General features: G+C 70.7%; 17 protein-coding genes. 5 read left to right on the top strand and 12 right to left on the bottom strand.

Features of this window, described 5'->3' with window-relative positions:
* Nucleotides 1–85 precede the first annotated feature (85 nt).
* Nucleotides 86–1,195 carry a tryptophan--tRNA ligase gene (trpS, locus tag ABZ565_RS04160; RefSeq protein ID WP_361020235.1) on the top strand — a complete coding sequence of 370 codons (1,110 nt, stop codon included), beginning with the start codon at nucleotides 86–88 and terminating at the stop codon, nucleotides 1,193–1,195.
* A 369-nt stretch (nucleotides 1,196–1,564) separates the two neighbouring features.
* On the opposite strand, the gene ABZ565_RS04155 is transcribed toward trpS, so the two are convergent.
* The 6 genes from ABZ565_RS04155 to ABZ565_RS04130 form a co-directional block, all read right to left on the bottom strand.
* Nucleotides 1,565–1,864, bottom strand: a complete 300-nt coding sequence (locus ABZ565_RS04155; RefSeq protein ID WP_361020631.1) for a hypothetical protein — start codon at nucleotides 1,862–1,864, stop codon at nucleotides 1,565–1,567.
* Nucleotides 1,759–2,064: a TetR family transcriptional regulator gene (locus ABZ565_RS04150; RefSeq protein WP_361020233.1), complete on the bottom strand. Its 306-nt coding sequence runs from the start codon at nucleotides 2,062–2,064 to the stop codon at nucleotides 1,759–1,761. The genes ABZ565_RS04155 and ABZ565_RS04150 overlap by 106 nt, the downstream gene beginning before the upstream one ends.
* A 44-nt stretch (nucleotides 2,065–2,108) precedes the next feature.
* Nucleotides 2,109–2,303, bottom strand: a complete 195-nt coding sequence (locus tag ABZ565_RS04145) for a hypothetical protein (RefSeq protein ID WP_361020231.1) — start codon at nucleotides 2,301–2,303, stop codon at nucleotides 2,109–2,111.
* A gap of 113 nt (nucleotides 2,304–2,416) precedes the next feature.
* Entirely contained in the window at nucleotides 2,417–3,163 is a 747-nt protein-coding gene (locus ABZ565_RS04140; RefSeq protein ID WP_361020229.1) for a triose-phosphate isomerase family protein, read from the bottom strand.
* A gap of 25 nt (nucleotides 3,164–3,188) precedes the next feature.
* Nucleotides 3,189–3,797, bottom strand: a complete 609-nt coding sequence (hxlB, locus tag ABZ565_RS04135) for a 6-phospho-3-hexuloisomerase (RefSeq protein WP_361020227.1) — start codon at nucleotides 3,795–3,797, stop codon at nucleotides 3,189–3,191.
* A 47-nt stretch (nucleotides 3,798–3,844) separates the two neighbouring features.
* Nucleotides 3,845–4,528, bottom strand: a complete 684-nt coding sequence (locus ABZ565_RS04130; RefSeq protein ID WP_361020225.1) for a nitroreductase family protein — start codon at nucleotides 4,526–4,528, stop codon at nucleotides 3,845–3,847.
* 597 nt (nucleotides 4,529–5,125) lie between these two features.
* Between ABZ565_RS04130 and ABZ565_RS04125 the strand changes: the two genes are divergently transcribed.
* Nucleotides 5,126–5,596 carry an HIT family protein gene (locus ABZ565_RS04125; protein WP_361020223.1) on the top strand — a complete coding sequence of 157 codons (471 nt, stop codon included), beginning with the start codon at nucleotides 5,126–5,128 and terminating at the stop codon, nucleotides 5,594–5,596.
* Between the two features lie 77 nt (nucleotides 5,597–5,673).
* On the opposite strand, the gene ABZ565_RS04120 is transcribed toward ABZ565_RS04125, so the two are convergent.
* From ABZ565_RS04120 to ABZ565_RS04095, 6 genes are all read right to left on the bottom strand, one after another.
* Nucleotides 5,674–6,162, bottom strand: a complete 489-nt coding sequence (locus ABZ565_RS04120) for a DUF4396 domain-containing protein (protein WP_361020221.1) — start codon at nucleotides 6,160–6,162, stop codon at nucleotides 5,674–5,676.
* 128 nt (nucleotides 6,163–6,290) lie between these two features.
* A complete protein-coding gene (locus ABZ565_RS04115; protein WP_361020219.1) occupies nucleotides 6,291–6,923 on the bottom strand; it encodes a DUF305 domain-containing protein in 633 nt (210 codons plus the stop codon).
* 96 nt (nucleotides 6,924–7,019) lie between these two features.
* Complete coding sequence (locus tag ABZ565_RS04110) at nucleotides 7,020–7,427, bottom strand: DUF6153 family protein (protein ID WP_361020217.1); 408 nt, start codon at nucleotides 7,425–7,427, stop codon at nucleotides 7,020–7,022.
* A 354-nt stretch (nucleotides 7,428–7,781) separates the two neighbouring features.
* Complete coding sequence (locus ABZ565_RS04105) at nucleotides 7,782–8,213, bottom strand: DUF6003 family protein (protein WP_361020215.1); 432 nt, start codon at nucleotides 8,211–8,213, stop codon at nucleotides 7,782–7,784.
* Between the two features lie 583 nt (nucleotides 8,214–8,796).
* Nucleotides 8,797–10,092, bottom strand: coding sequence for a TetR family transcriptional regulator (locus ABZ565_RS04100; RefSeq protein WP_361020213.1), 1,296 nt, complete (start codon nucleotides 10,090–10,092; stop codon nucleotides 8,797–8,799).
* Nucleotides 10,093–10,141: 49 nt separating this feature from the next.
* Complete coding sequence (locus tag ABZ565_RS04095) at nucleotides 10,142–11,251, bottom strand: XdhC family protein (protein ID WP_361020211.1); 1,110 nt, start codon at nucleotides 11,249–11,251, stop codon at nucleotides 10,142–10,144.
* A 160-nt stretch (nucleotides 11,252–11,411) separates the two neighbouring features.
* Here ABZ565_RS04095 and ABZ565_RS04090 point away from each other — a divergent pair, with 160 nt between their 5' ends.
* From ABZ565_RS04090 to ABZ565_RS04080, 3 genes are read left to right on the top strand one after another with little or no spacing between them, the layout of a single operon-like run.
* On the top strand, nucleotides 11,412–12,281 hold the full coding sequence (locus ABZ565_RS04090) for a xanthine dehydrogenase family protein subunit M (RefSeq protein ID WP_361020209.1): 870 nt from the start codon (nucleotides 11,412–11,414) through the stop codon (nucleotides 12,279–12,281).
* Nucleotides 12,281–12,817 carry a (2Fe-2S)-binding protein gene (locus tag ABZ565_RS04085; RefSeq protein ID WP_361020207.1) on the top strand — a complete coding sequence of 179 codons (537 nt, stop codon included), beginning with the start codon at nucleotides 12,281–12,283 and terminating at the stop codon, nucleotides 12,815–12,817. Before ABZ565_RS04090 ends, ABZ565_RS04085 begins: the two co-directional genes overlap by 1 nt.
* A 5-nt stretch (nucleotides 12,818–12,822) precedes the next feature.
* A complete protein-coding gene (locus tag ABZ565_RS04080; protein WP_361020205.1) occupies nucleotides 12,823–15,204 on the top strand; it encodes a xanthine dehydrogenase family protein molybdopterin-binding subunit in 2,382 nt (793 codons plus the stop codon).
* The last annotated feature ends 22 nt before the right edge of the window (nucleotides 15,205–15,226 follow it).

The following is a 15,226-nucleotide window of genomic DNA, read 5'->3' as shown; positions in this document are numbered from 1 at the left end:
TCGGAACGGACGGCCCGTTGTTGTGTCCTCGTGGCTCAGGGTCTTGCCGTTCTGACGGCGACATTCGACCCGCCGGGAGACACCGATGAACACGACCGCCCTGACCGCATCTCTCACGACCCCCTCCTCTGCTTCCGCCGACCCCCTCAAACTGTCCCAAGCGCAGACGCGCAGCGCGGAGCTCGAACAGCTGATCCTCAAGGACCCCGGCCGATTCCGGGTGCTGACCGGAGACCGGCCCACCGGGCGCCTGCATCTGGGCCACTATTTCGGCACGCTCCACAACCGGGTGCGTCTGCAGAACCTCGGCGTGGAGTTGTACGTCCTCATCGCGGACTACCAGGTCCTGACCGACCGCGACATCGCTGACGACCTGACCGGACACGTTGAGGAACTGGTCCTGGACTACCTGGCCATCGGGGTGGACCCGGTGCGCAGCACGATCTTCACGCACAGCGCCGTCCCCGCCCTCAACCAGCTGCTGCTGCCCTTCCTCAGCCTGGTCACGGTTGCCGACCTCGAACGCAATCCCACGGTGAAGGACGAGATCACCCACTCCCGGCAGTCCACCGTCAGTGGCCTGATGTTCACCTACCCTGCTCACCAGGCCGCCGACATCCTGTTCTGCAAGGCCAACCTGGTCCCGGTCGGGAAGGACCAGCTCCCTCACCTGGAACTCACCCGGGCCATTGCCCGACGCTTCAACGACCGCTACAGCGCCGGTTCCGCTCTCTTCCCCCGCCCTGATGCTCTCCTTTCGAACGCTCCGCTCCTGCTCGGCACGGACGGCGGCAAGATGAGCAAGAGCCGCGGCAACGCCATCGCCCTTGCTGCGGGGCCCGACGAGACCGCGCGCCTGATCCAGGGGGCCAAGACCGACTCGCAACGCCACATCGCCTACGATCCGGTCGGCCGCCCGGAAGTGTCCTCCCTCCTCCTCCTGGCGGCCCTGTGCCAGAACCGGACACCCGAGCACGTCGCGTCTGACATCGGCTCAGCAGGAGCCGCCGCGCTGAAGAAGACGGTGACCGAGGCGGTCAACGAGTATCTGGCCCCCATCCGGGCGCGCCGAAACGTCTACGCGACCGACCGCGCCTACCTTCGCACCATCCTGCGCGAGGGCAATGAGCGAGCCAACGCTGTCGCCGACAACACCCTTGCTGAGGTGCGTGCGGTGATGAACAGCCACTACTGACCCCCGGCTCTGCCGCACTGGAACAGATCCCTGACACAGGAGAGCACGGCTCATGTCCCTACCCGCAGTACAGGCGGCTGCGCACCCATCACACGTCCCAAGACGGTGAGCCTTGCGGGACTGTATCGAGAAGGGCGTCAGAGCCCTCTCGGGATGGCGCTCGGCGATACGGAACGGTCCTCTGGCGTGAGAGATCCGCTTGCACCGTCGACGGTGATCTCGATGACCGTGCTGTGAGGGACGGGCCGATCGCCTTGGGCCTCCACCCACTGCGCCGGCGCGTCCAGGCCCCGCTGAGAGGCAGCCTCAGCTTTGCTCACCGGCTTCTTCCCCCCTTGAGGTTGATGGCGGCCGGGGGAGGCCGCGGGCTCATGCCCGCGGTGTGCTGGGGAGCACACGGATTCGATCGAATCCCTGGTCCAGTAGAACTGGTCGGTCTGCCTGCCCGTCCGAGCGCACCCACTGACTGGACACGGCGTCGAGGACAGCGGTGGCGGCGTTGGTGAGCAGGTCCGCGGTGTATCGGTCGATTGCGGCCCCTGGCCGGGCTTGGAGCGCGTCGCTCACTCGTCGACGCCATTCCGTTCTGCGTTGGTGGAGCCGCCCGACCAGTGCGGGTGTGGCTGCGATGAGTCGCAGGGTTTCGAGTACCTGCTCACTTGCATGGATCTCTTCCTGCCAGGCCCGTAGGACCTGATGCAGGGAGTCCCAAGGATCTTCGTCCGCCGTCGCGCCGCGATGCCGGCGACCACCTCCTCCCCGGTGAGGTCGATGCCGTCGAAGACGACGTCTTCCTTGGTGGGGAAGTACCGGAAGAAGCTGCGCTTGGTCATTCCGGCTGCTCGAGCGATGTCCTCGACGGTCGGCATCGCAACCAAGGCCCAGGCCTGACTGGGCGCGGCACCTCAGGTGATCACCAGGGTGAGCCGCGCGCACCTGGTGGGTCCGGCTGCCCGCCCGAGCGCACCGAGGGGGCCCTCACCTGCTGTCCCGGGAGGTGCTCGGCCCCGTCCGTCACGTATCCCCGTACGATCTGCTCGACGTGCGGCAGGATGCGTCCGGGGACCGGGTAGTTGTCCCCGATCGAGGAGTCCGCCAGCTCGTGCACGAAGGCGTCGCAGCGGCCACGCCTGCGGTCCGGCGGTCAGGCCGGTGCAGGCGATGAAGACGGCCAGGCCCAGTCGCCTTTGTCGGCTGTGCCGAGGATGGCCGTGGCGTTGCTCACGCCCGGGCGTTCGTGAGTTCGTTCAGGACGTCGCGGAGCATGGCGGGGTCCTGTGCGGCGCGGCCGATGGCGACTCCGTCCCATGCCGCGTCCTGCCGGAGGGCGGTGTACGTGCCCGGGACGACGGCCCCGCCGTAGAGGAAGCGGATGCGGCTGGTGTCCAGGGTTTCGTGCAGGCCGGCGAGTACCCGGGCCGCGTGTGCCGGAGTGGCGGCGTGATCGCTGCCGATTGCCCAGGCGGGTTCGTAGAGGACGAGCGCGGGCCGGCCTGCGGGCAGCCGGGTCAGGACGTGGGCCTGACGGGCGACGTGGCGGGCCGCTTCAGGGGCGCTGACCGCAGTGTCTTCGCCGACACACAGCAGGGGCACCAGTCCGGCGTCGGAGGCCGCCAGGACCTTGCGGGCGATGAGTGCGTCGTCCTCGGCGAAGAGCCGGCGGCGTTCGGCGTGACCGAGCATGACGTGCTTGCAGCCGAGTTCGGCGAGGAGTCCGGCGCTTACCTCACCGGTGACCGCTCCGCCCTCGGGCCAGCAGTTCTGGGCTCCCGCCTCGACGCCTGTGCCGGTCAGGCGGGCCAGCGCGGCGGGCAGGACGGGATAGGGAAGGCAGGCGAAGAACGAAAGCGCGGCGAGTGCGGTCACATGGGGGGCGATGACGTCGTCGAGCCAGCGTAGTGTGCCCGCCAGGCCGAGACTCATCTTGGTGCTGGTGCAGCTCACTGGTGCGGTGTGGGTGGCATCCATGAGGCTCCCTCGTCAGCAGGTGCGGTCATTCCAGGTTGGCGTGCCGGGTGAACATGACGTCGGGGTCGGTCCGATCGGATTCCTGCATGCACAGGACCATGCAGTCGAAGAAGAGAAAGGCGCCTTGTTCGAACAGGGTGCCGACGAACTGGGTCGAGGCGCGGGGCTGGTAGTCCTGGCTGTACTCCGGCAGCTCCACCACGAGGTCCGCGGCGGTGGCCAGAGCACTGTCGCGGTGACCCGTGACCGCGACGACACGCGCTCCGGCTCCGGTTGCCGCCTGGGCCAGATGGACGACGGTGGGCGTCTGGCCCGACCCGCTGCACGCGATGAGAAGGTCCTGGGGCCCGATGGCCGGTGTCGTCGCATCGGCGGCGATGTGAACGCTGTAGCCGAGGTGCATGAGCCTCATGGCGAACGCGTCGACGGCCATCTTGGAACGCCCCATGCCGAGAACGAAGACGCGGCGGGCCGAGCGTATGGCCGCTGCCAGCGCCTGGGCTTCCTCTTCGTCGGCCTGGGTGAGAAGCGCCTCCACTTCGCGGATGACGACGCGGCGGGCGCTGGCGAAGACGCCGTCCACACCCACGGGTACCTCATGGGGGCGGTCGGGCTTGCTGGACTGGTCCACCATGGCGGAAACCTTTCTGTACAGGAGATGCGGCCCAGCAGACGGATCCTTCACCACGTGTCGCGATGGAGTACATGGGACAGTGGGCGGCGCGGCGCGGGCCGGAATCCGTCGCCGTGGTAGTGGGCGACAGCCAGGAGCCCTGCTTGGCGCACGCCCGCGGGCAGGTTCAGGAGTGCAGCGGCTTCGGCCTCTCGCCCCAGATGCAGAGCGGTGACGGCACACGCCAGGCCCTCCAGGCGCAGGGCGAGCATGGCGCTCCACATCGCGGGCCAGATGGAACCGTAGTAAACCGAGTGGGCGACGTGACCGACCGGTTCGCCGAAGCCCAGTGCGCTGAAACGCTTCTCGAAGTCCTCGGGTCCGGCCTTCATGCAGGGCACCACGAGGACGGGCACGTGACGCATGTGGTCGGCGAGGTGACGGGAAGCCTCCCACAGGCGCAGGCGGGCCGCGTCGCCGCCGGCCTGCGCCCGCATGGCTTGCAGGTACGGCTCGGCTGCCAGGCGATAGCACTCGGCCAGCGCGGCCCGACGGCGCTCGTCGGTGACGACCACCCAGTGCCACGGCTGGTCGTTGGAGCCGTTCGGCGCCTGCAGGGCGACCTCGAGGGCCCGTTCCACAGCATCCGGGTCCACCGGGCGGTCCAGATCCAGGCGTCGGCGAACGGAGCGCGTCGTGGTCAGAACAGCCCGGCCCGTCAGTTCTTCACCGGATGCGTCGCTTCGGTCCATACAGGTCACGCTTCTCACCATCCCTTTCGATCCGGGGCAGTCGAGACCCCAGGGGCACGGCCGAGGTCGGACGACGGGGCGGCCACGGTGTCCGATTCGAGACGCACCAGGAGGCCAGACGTTTCGGCCAATGTGCGACAGAGCCGGAATCACACGCCATAGCCACTTTGGAGGGGAGCGAAACTAGCCCTATTTCGCACGCCCCCCGGAAGGGGGCAGGGATCCAGCTCCGCCGTTCACCTGCCGGTTGTTTGTCTGCGTAGGGCCGGTTGCTCCGGCACGGGGCCCGGGCCAAAGTTCACCGTCGAGCAGGCGCCCCGGGCCCCCGGCTGGGTCACCCCGGTGGACACCCACCCCACCCTCTGCGACCGGTGCAAGGCCCGGACCCTCGCGGCCGGACTTCTCGCCCGGAGTGGCCGCGACTGCGCCGAGTTCCAGGACCGACAGCGAGGGCGAGGCGGTGGCGGACCGGAAGCCTGGGCGCTGGTCGCGGCGGCGCATCCGACTGGGCCCCCGAGTCCTGTGGTGATGCTGTGACAGACTGCCGCCCGCGACCGCATCGGAAGGAGAGGGCCTGTGGCAGCGGATCGGCGCCCCATGGACCTGGAGGCATACGAGGCCAGGGTGCGTAACGGTCCGTGCTTCATTTGCGCGTTCGTGGCGGGCGAGCCCGGGCATGTGACGGTCTACGAGGACGACCAGCACATCGCCTTTCTCGACCGGTATCCAACGGTGCCGGGAAAGGTGCTCGTGGCTCCCAAAACCCACATCGAACATGCCGTCCGCGAACTTGAGGAGCCTGCCTACCTCGCCCTGATGTCGGTGGTCCGCAAGGTGGCCCTTGCGGTGGAGGCGGTCGTCGAACCCGAGCGCACCTACCTGCTTTCTCTGGGCAGCCAGCAGGGTAATGCGCATCTTCACTGGCACGTCGCCGGCCTGCCTCCGGGAACGCCGTACAGGAAACAGCAGTTCCACGCCCTGATGACCGAGAACGGCATGCTGTCCTACACGGACGCGGAGGCAGCTGCCCTGGGGGAACGCCTGCGCGCCGCCCTCGCCGAGGGGTGAGTTTTCCTCGCGGCTCCCGGATGCTGCCAGGCGCGTCGTCCCTCGGCTGCCTTCTGGCTCTCTGACTCGTCGAGGACTCAGTGGTAGGCGTGGACGACGGCGTGCCCCTTGCCGCGCCCGATCATCCACCGGTTGACGGGCGTAGTGATGACGAAGGCGAGTGCCAGGGAGCCGGCCAGCGAACCCCAGAAGAGGGCGTCGGTCAGACCTGAGTCCATGGCGCCGGGGATGGCCACCATGGCGGTGTTGTCGATGATCTCCATGACCGCGATGGAGAGGGTGTCGGCGGCCAGCGCGACCTTCAGCGCCTGTCGCACGGGCAGGCCGGCTCGCAGGATCCCGCGCATGGTCAGCGCGTAGCCGAAAACGAAGGCCAGGAAGATCGACAGGGTGACGGTGGCTCCGTTGTGCAGGCCCGCGGCGGTGCCGATCACCATGCCGAGGATCTCGCCGATGGCGCAGCCGGTGAGGCAGTGCAGGGTGGCCTGGGCCGCCATCCGCCAGGACGTGCCGGAGTGGCCCGGGTGGTTGTGAGTGCCGTGTCCGCTGCCTGATGCGTGGTCCATAGCGCTCTCCGGCGGTAGTGACGTACGGGGCGACGCCCCCTCCGTGCAATGACAACCTTATACCCCCTCGGGGTATTCCGGGGAGGGTGTGGGGCCGTCCGGCCGAGGGCGGCCCCACAAGTGGCGGGCTAGTTTCCGAGCATCTTGTTCATCTGGGTGATCTCGGTGGTCTGGGAAGCGATGATCGACTTGGCGAGGTCCCTGGCGGGGCTGTAGGCGCCCTTGGCCTGTTCGGTCTTGGCCATGTCGACGGCGCCCTGGTGGTGGCCGACCATCATCTGCAGGAACGCGGTGTCGAAGGCGGTGCCGGAGAGCTTCTTCAGCTTGGCCATGTCGTCAGCGCTCATCGGCCCTGACATGTCGTGGCCGGATGAGTGATTCATGCCGTTCATGGCATCGGCGGTCGGGACCTTCTCGCCCCAACCCTTCAGCCATGAGGTCATGGTGACGATCTCCGGGTCCTGCGCCTCCTTGATCGTGGAGGCCAGGGTCTTGACGTCGTTCGACTTGGCGCGGCCGGGTGCGAGGTCGGCCATGGCGACGGCCTGGCGGTGGTGGGGGATCATGCCCTGCGCGAAGGCGACGTCCTGCGCGTTGTGGGTGCCCTGCGAGGCTGTCGCCGAGGGGGAGCTCGTCGAGCCCATATCGTGGCCGGAGGAGGCGCTCTTGTCGGTGCTGCCGCAGGCGGCCAGCAGTACTGCGGCGGCGGCAGCGGCGGTAAGGGCGCAGGCCCGGCGGGCCAGGGAACGGCGTGCGGTCATGGAAGTGCAACTCCTTGATGCGGTGATCGGCTGAAAGGCACGCTGGAGCGCGGCGCTTGTGTCGGCCGGTGGCCGAGGGGCGCCGTGCGGGTGCCTCTAGATCCGCAGGAGTTGCAGTTGCGTGAGGTCGGGCGGGGCCCGGCCGGCCGCGGCGGGCGTCAGGGGCCATCCCGGAAGTGCCACGGTCCCGGCCGGGGCGCCGGCCCGTGGAGCCAGGGCGGGCGGGGCCGGGGATGTGCTGGTGCCGGCGGCCGCGCAGGTGGCGTCCGCGTGGTGCATGCGCCCGCCCGCCCCGCCACCGGTGAGGTGCTGGCACGCGTCGCCCGCCTCGTGCACGGCGGCGGCGCTCACGTGGCTGCCGGCCTGGCCCGGCATGGCAGTGTGGCCGACGGGCATGGCGGTGGGGGCGAGGCCGTGCATCGCAAGAAGTCCCACCAGGACCGCCAGGACCAGCAGGGCGAAGCCGCGCCGTGGGCGCACGCTCGTCTGCTGGATGGCGGTCACGGGCCCATCGTAGGCGCGAGGCCCGGCCCCGCCCGGCCCGGGTGCCAAAGGGGCACTCCACATCAGGGGATCATCGCCCATGCGCAGCAGCGCTGGCGTGGGTTCTGCTCACCAGGTCCCGCACCGGTTCAAACTCAACTTGCACGGTCCGCTGTGACGGCCCAGGAGTGCGAACGCCCCCTCGAGCACGCCCCGCCGGAGGTCCGTGCTCCGCTCGTGCTCCCCGTTCGCGTGTCGCGACTTCTCTCCCAGGCGGTCGCCGAGCCGCACCCCTGCGCACTGCTGACGGACATGCAAACGCGTCCGATCCGTATCACCCAGGCCAGATCCGGCGCCGTTGGTGTCTGCTACCGGTCAGGAGCGAGGTGCGGTGGGCAGGGCCGCAGGGTCCACCCCGGAGAGTTCCACGATGCGGTGCGCCGGGAGGCCGGCGGCCAGAGCTTTGTGGAGCAGGGCGTCGCGCCCCTCCTCGCTGTCACGGTAGGACAGTAGTTCCTTCTCGACGGCCGCCACTTGGTCGGTGGCGGCAACCCGGCGTACCCGCTCCAGCTCCTCCTCGGTCAGCGGCACCGGGAGCCGTTCCGCTCCGTCGGAAATCATCCCGGTCTCTTCGGGCGGCACGACGCGCAGCGCCGGAGACGCGGCATCGGTCTGGTGGGCATCGAGCCAGGCCCGCACGGCCGGTGTCTGCAGGCACTCCAGTTCGCCGGTGAGGGAGACGGGCGTGCCCTGCCAGCCTGAGCTCGGGACGTCGTCGGCGAGGAAGAGATAAGCGTCGTCGGTCATGATGGATCACTTTCCAGGGTCTGCCGTGGCGGTGTTGTGCACCCACTTACCCGCTCCGGCCCAGCCGTATCTGTTTTGGCGTGCTGCGATCCACAGTGGTTATGACACCCGGGCGCGCACGACGACATTGCGTCATCGGGGCCGGCAAAGGATGGTCGGCCGCATGTACGCAGGCGGGACGCCCAGATCGCGGGCGAGGGCCGAGGCCTGCACAGATCCGGGACGCGCGGCCAGACACACCCGTGGTCCAGCGCCCGGTCGATCGCCGGCGACGCACTCGACGACCTGCCGGACGCCGTCTCGTACGCACTCACCGTCCCACCTCGACACTTCCCTGCACCGAACACCTGGAGCGGCCACCAGCGGGCAGTCCGACGGACAGGCCGCCCCCGCGGTTGCACCCACCGGTCGCGGACGCTCCGGCGGTCGCACCTCTCCGCACGCTGTCGTGCCGCCGCGACTGGCCGCTCCCGCCGGCCTAGGGCGGTGTCAGGGTCGTGAACGCGTCCGGTTCCAGGAGCAAGTTCCTGGAGGGGGTCATCTCCGAGGGCTTCGCTTCCGGGCCGGCGGCCGGAGCCAGTGCTCACTGCTCCTGGCCATCGGCCCCTAGCGTTTTCCCGAGGGAACCCAGCAGTTCGGTGAGCCGTCTCCGGTCCTCGGGCGCCATTCCGGACAGCAGCTCCCGCTCCTGCGCGGCACGCACCTTCGCCACCCGGTCGGTGAGCTCTACGCCCTTCGATGTGAGGTACAGCCGGACGATCCTGCGGTCACCGCTGTCGCGCTCCCGACGGATGAGGCCCGCCTCCGCCAGCCGGTCGGCCTGCTGGGTGAGCCCTCCGGCGCGGCCCGCACCCGCCGCCGCGACCTCGCCCATCGTCATCCGGTAGGGCGCCCCCGCTTCCCGCAGGGCGTCCAGCACGTCGAACGCGGCCCGGCTGACGCCGTGGGCGCGCAGGGCCCGGCCGACGGCGAGCTGATGACGCGCGGCGCAGTCGTTCAGCAGCGCGAACAGGGAACGGGGCGTTGCGGCCGCCCGCTCGGGCACGGATGCGCAGGCACCGGCGTGCGTGGGAGCCGGCGGGGGACCGGCGGAAGGAGCGGGGCACGGAAGGGGCTTCCCCGAGGCGTCTCCCGCTGCGGGCCGGCCCGGCCGGGGACCGCCCGTCGGGGGTTCGCCCGGCGCGGGAGTGCAGGCCGTGAAGTCGCTCCGTGTGGCCGCCCCGGGGGGACCGCCGAACGCTGCGGCCAGCACCTCTGTCAGCGCCGGCGCCAGCTCCGCCGTCGGCACGGATGCCGCGGGTTCGTGTGCGAAGACGTAGCGCTCCATGATGACGCCGAAGAGGACGCTGCGGACCATCGACGCACGTACGTCCGCGTCGGTCCCCGTGCCGATCACCTGCGCCAGAGGCTCCCCCACCTGCCGGTCGAGGATGGTGCGCAGCATCTCCGCGCTCGGCGGGTGACTGACCGCCGAGCGGATCAGAGCGGGCCAGGGGTCGTCGGCCGGCAGCCGGTCCCACCGGTCGAGATAGGCGCGCGCGAGTACGCCCGGCACATCTCCCGGCCCGGCTCCGGCGGCGAGTACGTCTCCGCCCAGCCCGGCCCCACCGGCGACCGCAGCGCCGAAGAGGGCGTCCTTGGTGCCGAAGTACGCCATCACGAGGCCGGGCGTCACACCGGCCTCCGCCGCGATGGCGCGTACCCCCACACCTGTGTAGCCGTGTGCGCCGAACAGGCGCCGTGCCGCGTCGAGCACCGCCCGGCGGTTGCCTTCCGGGTCATGGGAGCCGGGGCGGCGCTGGGGGCCCGTCTCCGGCACCTCGGCCCCGGGGCCGCCCTCGGACCGCCGCTGCTCGTCGCTCTTGCTCTCTCGATCCACATGCCTCAGATTAAACGGCTGTTCATAAAAAACAGTCGTTCAAAAAGCGTCACATACGGTGCACGGGTCCCGTACTGATGGTGAGCGGCAGACCGCTCCCGCCCCGGCGCACGGCGACAATCTCAGCCAGTACCGAGAGCGCGGTCTCCTCGGCACCCCGGCCGCCGAGGTCGAGGCCGATCGGCGAGCGCAAACGGCCGAGTTCGGCCTCGGACAGGCCCGCCGCCACCAGCCGCGCCGTACGGTCCTCGTGCGTACGGCGACTCCCCATGGCCCCCACGTAGCCCGCGTCGCTGCGCAGCGCGAGGGCCAGGACCGGCACGTCGTAGCGGTGGTCGTGCGTCAGGACGCACACTGCGGTCGAGGTGTCGACGAGGTGCCCGTGGGCCCGGAACCAGCGGTCCGGCCGGTCGCGCACCACCTCGTCGGCGCCCGGGAAGCGCCGGGCGTCGGCGAACGAGGGCCGGGCGTCGCAGACGGTGACGCGGTACCCGAGGGACGCCCCGAACTCCGCCAGGGGCCGTGCGAACTCAGCGGCCCCGAAGATCATCAGCCGCGGCCGGACGGCGAAGGACTGCACCAGCAGCAGCCGCTCCGGGACACACTCCGGCGCCGCTCCGCCGGCACCGTCCGCCCGGCCTTCTCCCACGGTCACCAGGCCGCTCTCGCCCCGGCCGAGCATGCCCTCGGCCGCGAGCGCGCCCGCCCGGTCCACGGCCGGATTCCCGAGTGAGCCGCTCACGGTCCCGCCACCCACGGCCAGTGCGCCCACCCCGTCGACCGGCGTGACGAGCGCCACCGGGACGCCTGCCGCGAGGTCCGCCGAGACCCGGTCGAGCGGCATCTCGGAGTGAACCTCCCGAATCAGCACCTCGATCGTCCCGCCGCAGGTCAGACCGATCGCGAAGGCGTCCTCGTCGCCGACGCCCCACCGCTCGACGACCGGTGGCCCGCCCGCGAACACCTCCTCTGCCGCAGTGACCACCGCGGCCTCCACGCAGCCACCGGAGACACTGCCGACGATGCGGCCGTCCTGGGCCACCAGCATCGAAGTGCCGGGGCCGTGCGGGGCCGAGCCCCAGGTCCGCGCCACAGTCGCCATCACGCAGCGGGTGCCGGACCCCTGCCAGGCCGCCGCCTGGTCGATGACATGTCGCATATCGCTCACCTCGGGCCATGAAATCTGCGAGAACCTCTTGCCAACGAGAAACTTTAGGGTAAATCATTTTAGGTACTAGATACATCGGAGCGCTCGGTCTCCCGCGTACCTGCGGAGCGCCACGGCGTGACGACCATCCGAGAGGCCCGGTGGCAGCAGATTGAAACCCACACCCTTCGACTACACGGCCCCCCGCACCGTCGCCGAGACGGTCGCCCTCCTCGCCGATCCGGCCCGGGAGGCCAAGGTCGTGGCGGGCGGCCAGTCCCTGATGCCCATGCTCAACATGCGCCTGGCGCGCCCCGAGCTACTCGTGGACATCACACGCATACCGGACTTGGCCGCGCTGACCGTCGATCCCTCCGGTGCCCTGCACATCGGAGCCACCGTAAGGCAGGCGAGAGCCGCGGCCGACCCCTCCGTCCGGCGTGGGTGGCCCCTGCTGGCCGCCGCCATCGAGCGCATCGGCCACCCGCAGATACGCAGTCGCGGCACGGTCTGCGGCAGCCTCGCCCATCACGATCCGGCCGCCGAGCTGCCGACCGCCGCCCGGGCCCTGGACGCCCGCTTCGTGATCACCGGTCCCCGTGGCGGTCGTACCGTGTCCGCCGAGGACTTCTTCGTCGCCACGTTCTGCACCGCCATTGAACCCGACGAACTCCTCACCGAGGTCGTCGTGCCCGCACCCCCGGCCGGATGCGGCTGGGCGTTCGAGGAACTCACCCGCCGGCACGGCGACTTCGCGACCGTCGGAGTGGCCGTGCTGCTGCAACGCGACTCCCGCTCGGGCACGGTTTGCACGGCGCGCGTCGTCTTCAGCGGGGCCGGCCCCGTGCCCGTACGCCTGCACGCCGCCGAGGACGCCCTCATCGGCACCGGCGTCGACGACGAGGCCCTCGCCGCCGCGTCCCGTGCCGCGCTGACCGGTCTCACCCCCTCGGACGACATCCACGCGAGCGCCGGCCACCGGCGCGAGACCGCCGCCCACCTCCTCGTCCGTGCCTGCATCACCGCCTGGGAGCGCAGCTGATGACCCCTCGTCCACCGACCCCCCTCACCGCCGTGACCCCGCCCCTGGCCGAACCCTCGGGCTGGCACCGGATCGAGCTCACCGTGAACGGCGAGCGGATCACCGCCGAGGTCGAGTCCCGGCTGCTGCTCAGCGACTTCCTCCGGGACCGGCTCCGCCTCACCGGGACCCATGTCGGCTGTGAGCACGGGGTGTGCGGGGCGTGCACCGTGCTCGTCGACGACGAACCGGTCCGCACCTGCCTGACCCTGGCCGTGCAGTGCGAGGGGGCGGTCATCCGCACGGTCGAGAGCCTCGCCCCCGGCGACGCCCCGCTGACGCCCGTCCAGCGCGCCTTCCACGAGTGCCACGGCATGCAGTGCGGTTTTTGCACCCCGGGATTCGTCATGACCGCGACCGCGCTGATCGAACAGCCCGAGCGCCCCGGCACCGAGCAGGTCGCCGACGCACTCAGCGGGCATCTGTGCCGGTGCACCGGCTACCGCAACATCCGCCGTGCCGTGTGCCAGGCACTCGACGAGCGCTTCGGGGAGTGACCCGTATGTCCCGTGATGGTGACCAGCAGGACAACCGCTGGATCGGCCGGGCCGTCCCCCGCGTCGAGGACGACCGGCTGCTGCGCGGCAACGGCCGCTACGTCGACGACATAGCCCTGCCCGGCGGTGTCGAGGCGGCATTCCTGCGGAGCCCGCACGCCCACGCCCGTATCGAGTCCATCGATGTGAAGGCCGCGTTGGAGGCGCCCGGTGTCGTCGCGGTGTGGACCGGCGAGGACGTGGCCGGCCTGCCGCCGATGCTCAACAAGGAGGAGCTGCGCACCCCACCGGGCCTCGCGGCGATCCTGGATCCGACGGTCCGGATGACCCCGATGCCCCTGCTCGCGGGCGGCACGGTGCTCTACGTGGGCCAGCCCGTCGCCCTGGTCCTGGCCGAGAACCGCTATCTCGCTGAGGACGCGCTCGAACTCATCGACGTCCGCTACGCCCCGCTGCCCGTGCTGGTCGACCCCGAGGAGGCGCTGACCGCGAAGGCGCCCCTGCTGCACGACGACCTCCCGGACAACACGGCGGTGGCCGTACACGCCCGCGTCGGCGACCCGGATGCCGCCTTCGCCTCCGCGCACACCGTGGTGAGCGAGCGGTTCGAGGCGCACCGCTACGTGGCGTCGCCGATCGAGACCCGCGCGGTGTCGGCCCGGGTGGACCCGTACAGCGACCGGCTGACCGTGTGGTCGGGGACGCAGACGCCCCACCGGCTCCGCGAGGCCATCGCCCACACGCTCGGCCTCCCGGCCGACACCGTCCACGTGATCGCGGCCGACGTGGGGGGCGGGTTCGGTCAGAAGGGCATCCTTTACGTCGAGGAACTCCTCGTGCCGTATGCCGCACTTCTGCTCGGCCGTCCGGTGCTGTGGCGCGAGGACCGCAACGAAAACCTCACCGCCTCCTCGCATGCCCGCGAGCAGATCCATCTGATCGAGCTCGCCGCGGACGCCGACGGTCACCTCGTGGGCGTACGCGACCGGATCACGGTGAACTTCGGCGCCTACAACATGACCGGCCTCGTCGTGCCGTACAACTCGCTCTGTCATCTCCTCGGCCCGTACCGCATCCCGCACGTCGACATCGACGTGACCGGGGTGCTCACGAACACCACCTTCGCAACGCCCTACCGGGGTGCGGGCAGGCCGGAGACGGTCTTCGCCATGGAACGCGCGATGGACCGGCTCGCCTCCGAGCTGGGCATCGCGCCCGAGGAGCTACGGGCGCGCAATCTGATCGGCCCGGACGAGATGCCGTACGCCACCGGGCTGGTGGACCGCTCTGGCAGCCCGCAGTCCTACGACTCCGGCGACTTCCCCGAACTCCTGCGCCGCGCCGTGGCGAAGGCCGACGTGGAGGGGGTGCGTGCCCGGCAGCGTGAGGGCGGCCGGGACGGCAGGCACCTCGGCATCGGCTTCGCGATGTACATCGAGGCCACCGGCCTCGGGCCGTTCGAGACGGCCCGCGTCGACATCGCCCCCACCGGCCGTGTGCGGCTCGCCATCGGCGCCCCGTCCCAAGGACAGGGCCACCGCACGTCCATGGCACAGATCGCCGCGGACGCCATCGGTGTCCCGGTCGACGTCATCGACGTGACGGGCGGCGACACCGAGGCCACCCCGTTCGGCGTCGGCACCATCGCCAGCCGGGCGCTGGTCAACGCGGGCAATGCCACGCACCGGGCCGGGCGGCTGGTCCGAGAGAAGATCATCGACGCGGCGGCGCGGCGCCTCGGTGTCCCGGCCGGCAGCCTTCACCTGAGCGACGGGGTGGTGGCCTCGACGGAACCGGGCGGCCCCTCCATCGACCTGGCGGAGCTGGCCGGACGCGCGGCACTGCCCGGAACGCCCGAACCCACCGACGGACAGCACGGCACCGAACTCAGCGAGACCGTGCACTTCCGGCCACCCGGCTTCGCCGTCGCGAGCGGCGCGCACGCGGCGGTCGTCGAGGTCGACGAGCACACCGGTGAGGTCGAGATCCTGCACTACGTCGTCGTCCACGACGCGGGCGTCATCGTCAACCCGATGATCGCCGAGGGCCAGGTGACCGGCGGGATCGCGCAGGGGATCGGCGGCGCCCTGTACGAGGAGATGGTCTACGGCGCCGACGGGCAGCCCAGGACCGGCACCTACATGGACTACCTGGTGCCGACCTCCTCGGAGATCCCCGACCTCGACATGGACGAGATCCACACCCCGAGCCCGATGAACGACCTTGGCGTCAAGGGGCTCGGCGAGGGCGGCGCGATCGCACCGCAGGCCGTGCTCGCCAACGCCGTCGAGGACGCGCTGCGCCCCTTCGGCGCGGTCGTGCGCCGGGGCCCGCTCTCACCGAGCCGGGTGCGCGACCTGATCCGCCCCTCGGTCACGCCCGGCTGACCCGTACCACCCACTCCCGAAC

The organism is Streptomyces sp. NPDC016469 (assembly GCF_040632905.1).
GTDB lineage: Bacteria > Actinomycetota > Actinomycetes > Streptomycetales > Streptomycetaceae > Streptomyces.
The sequence above is the reverse complement of the archived record's forward strand: the minus strand, read 5'-3'. Positions and strand labels throughout refer to the sequence as shown.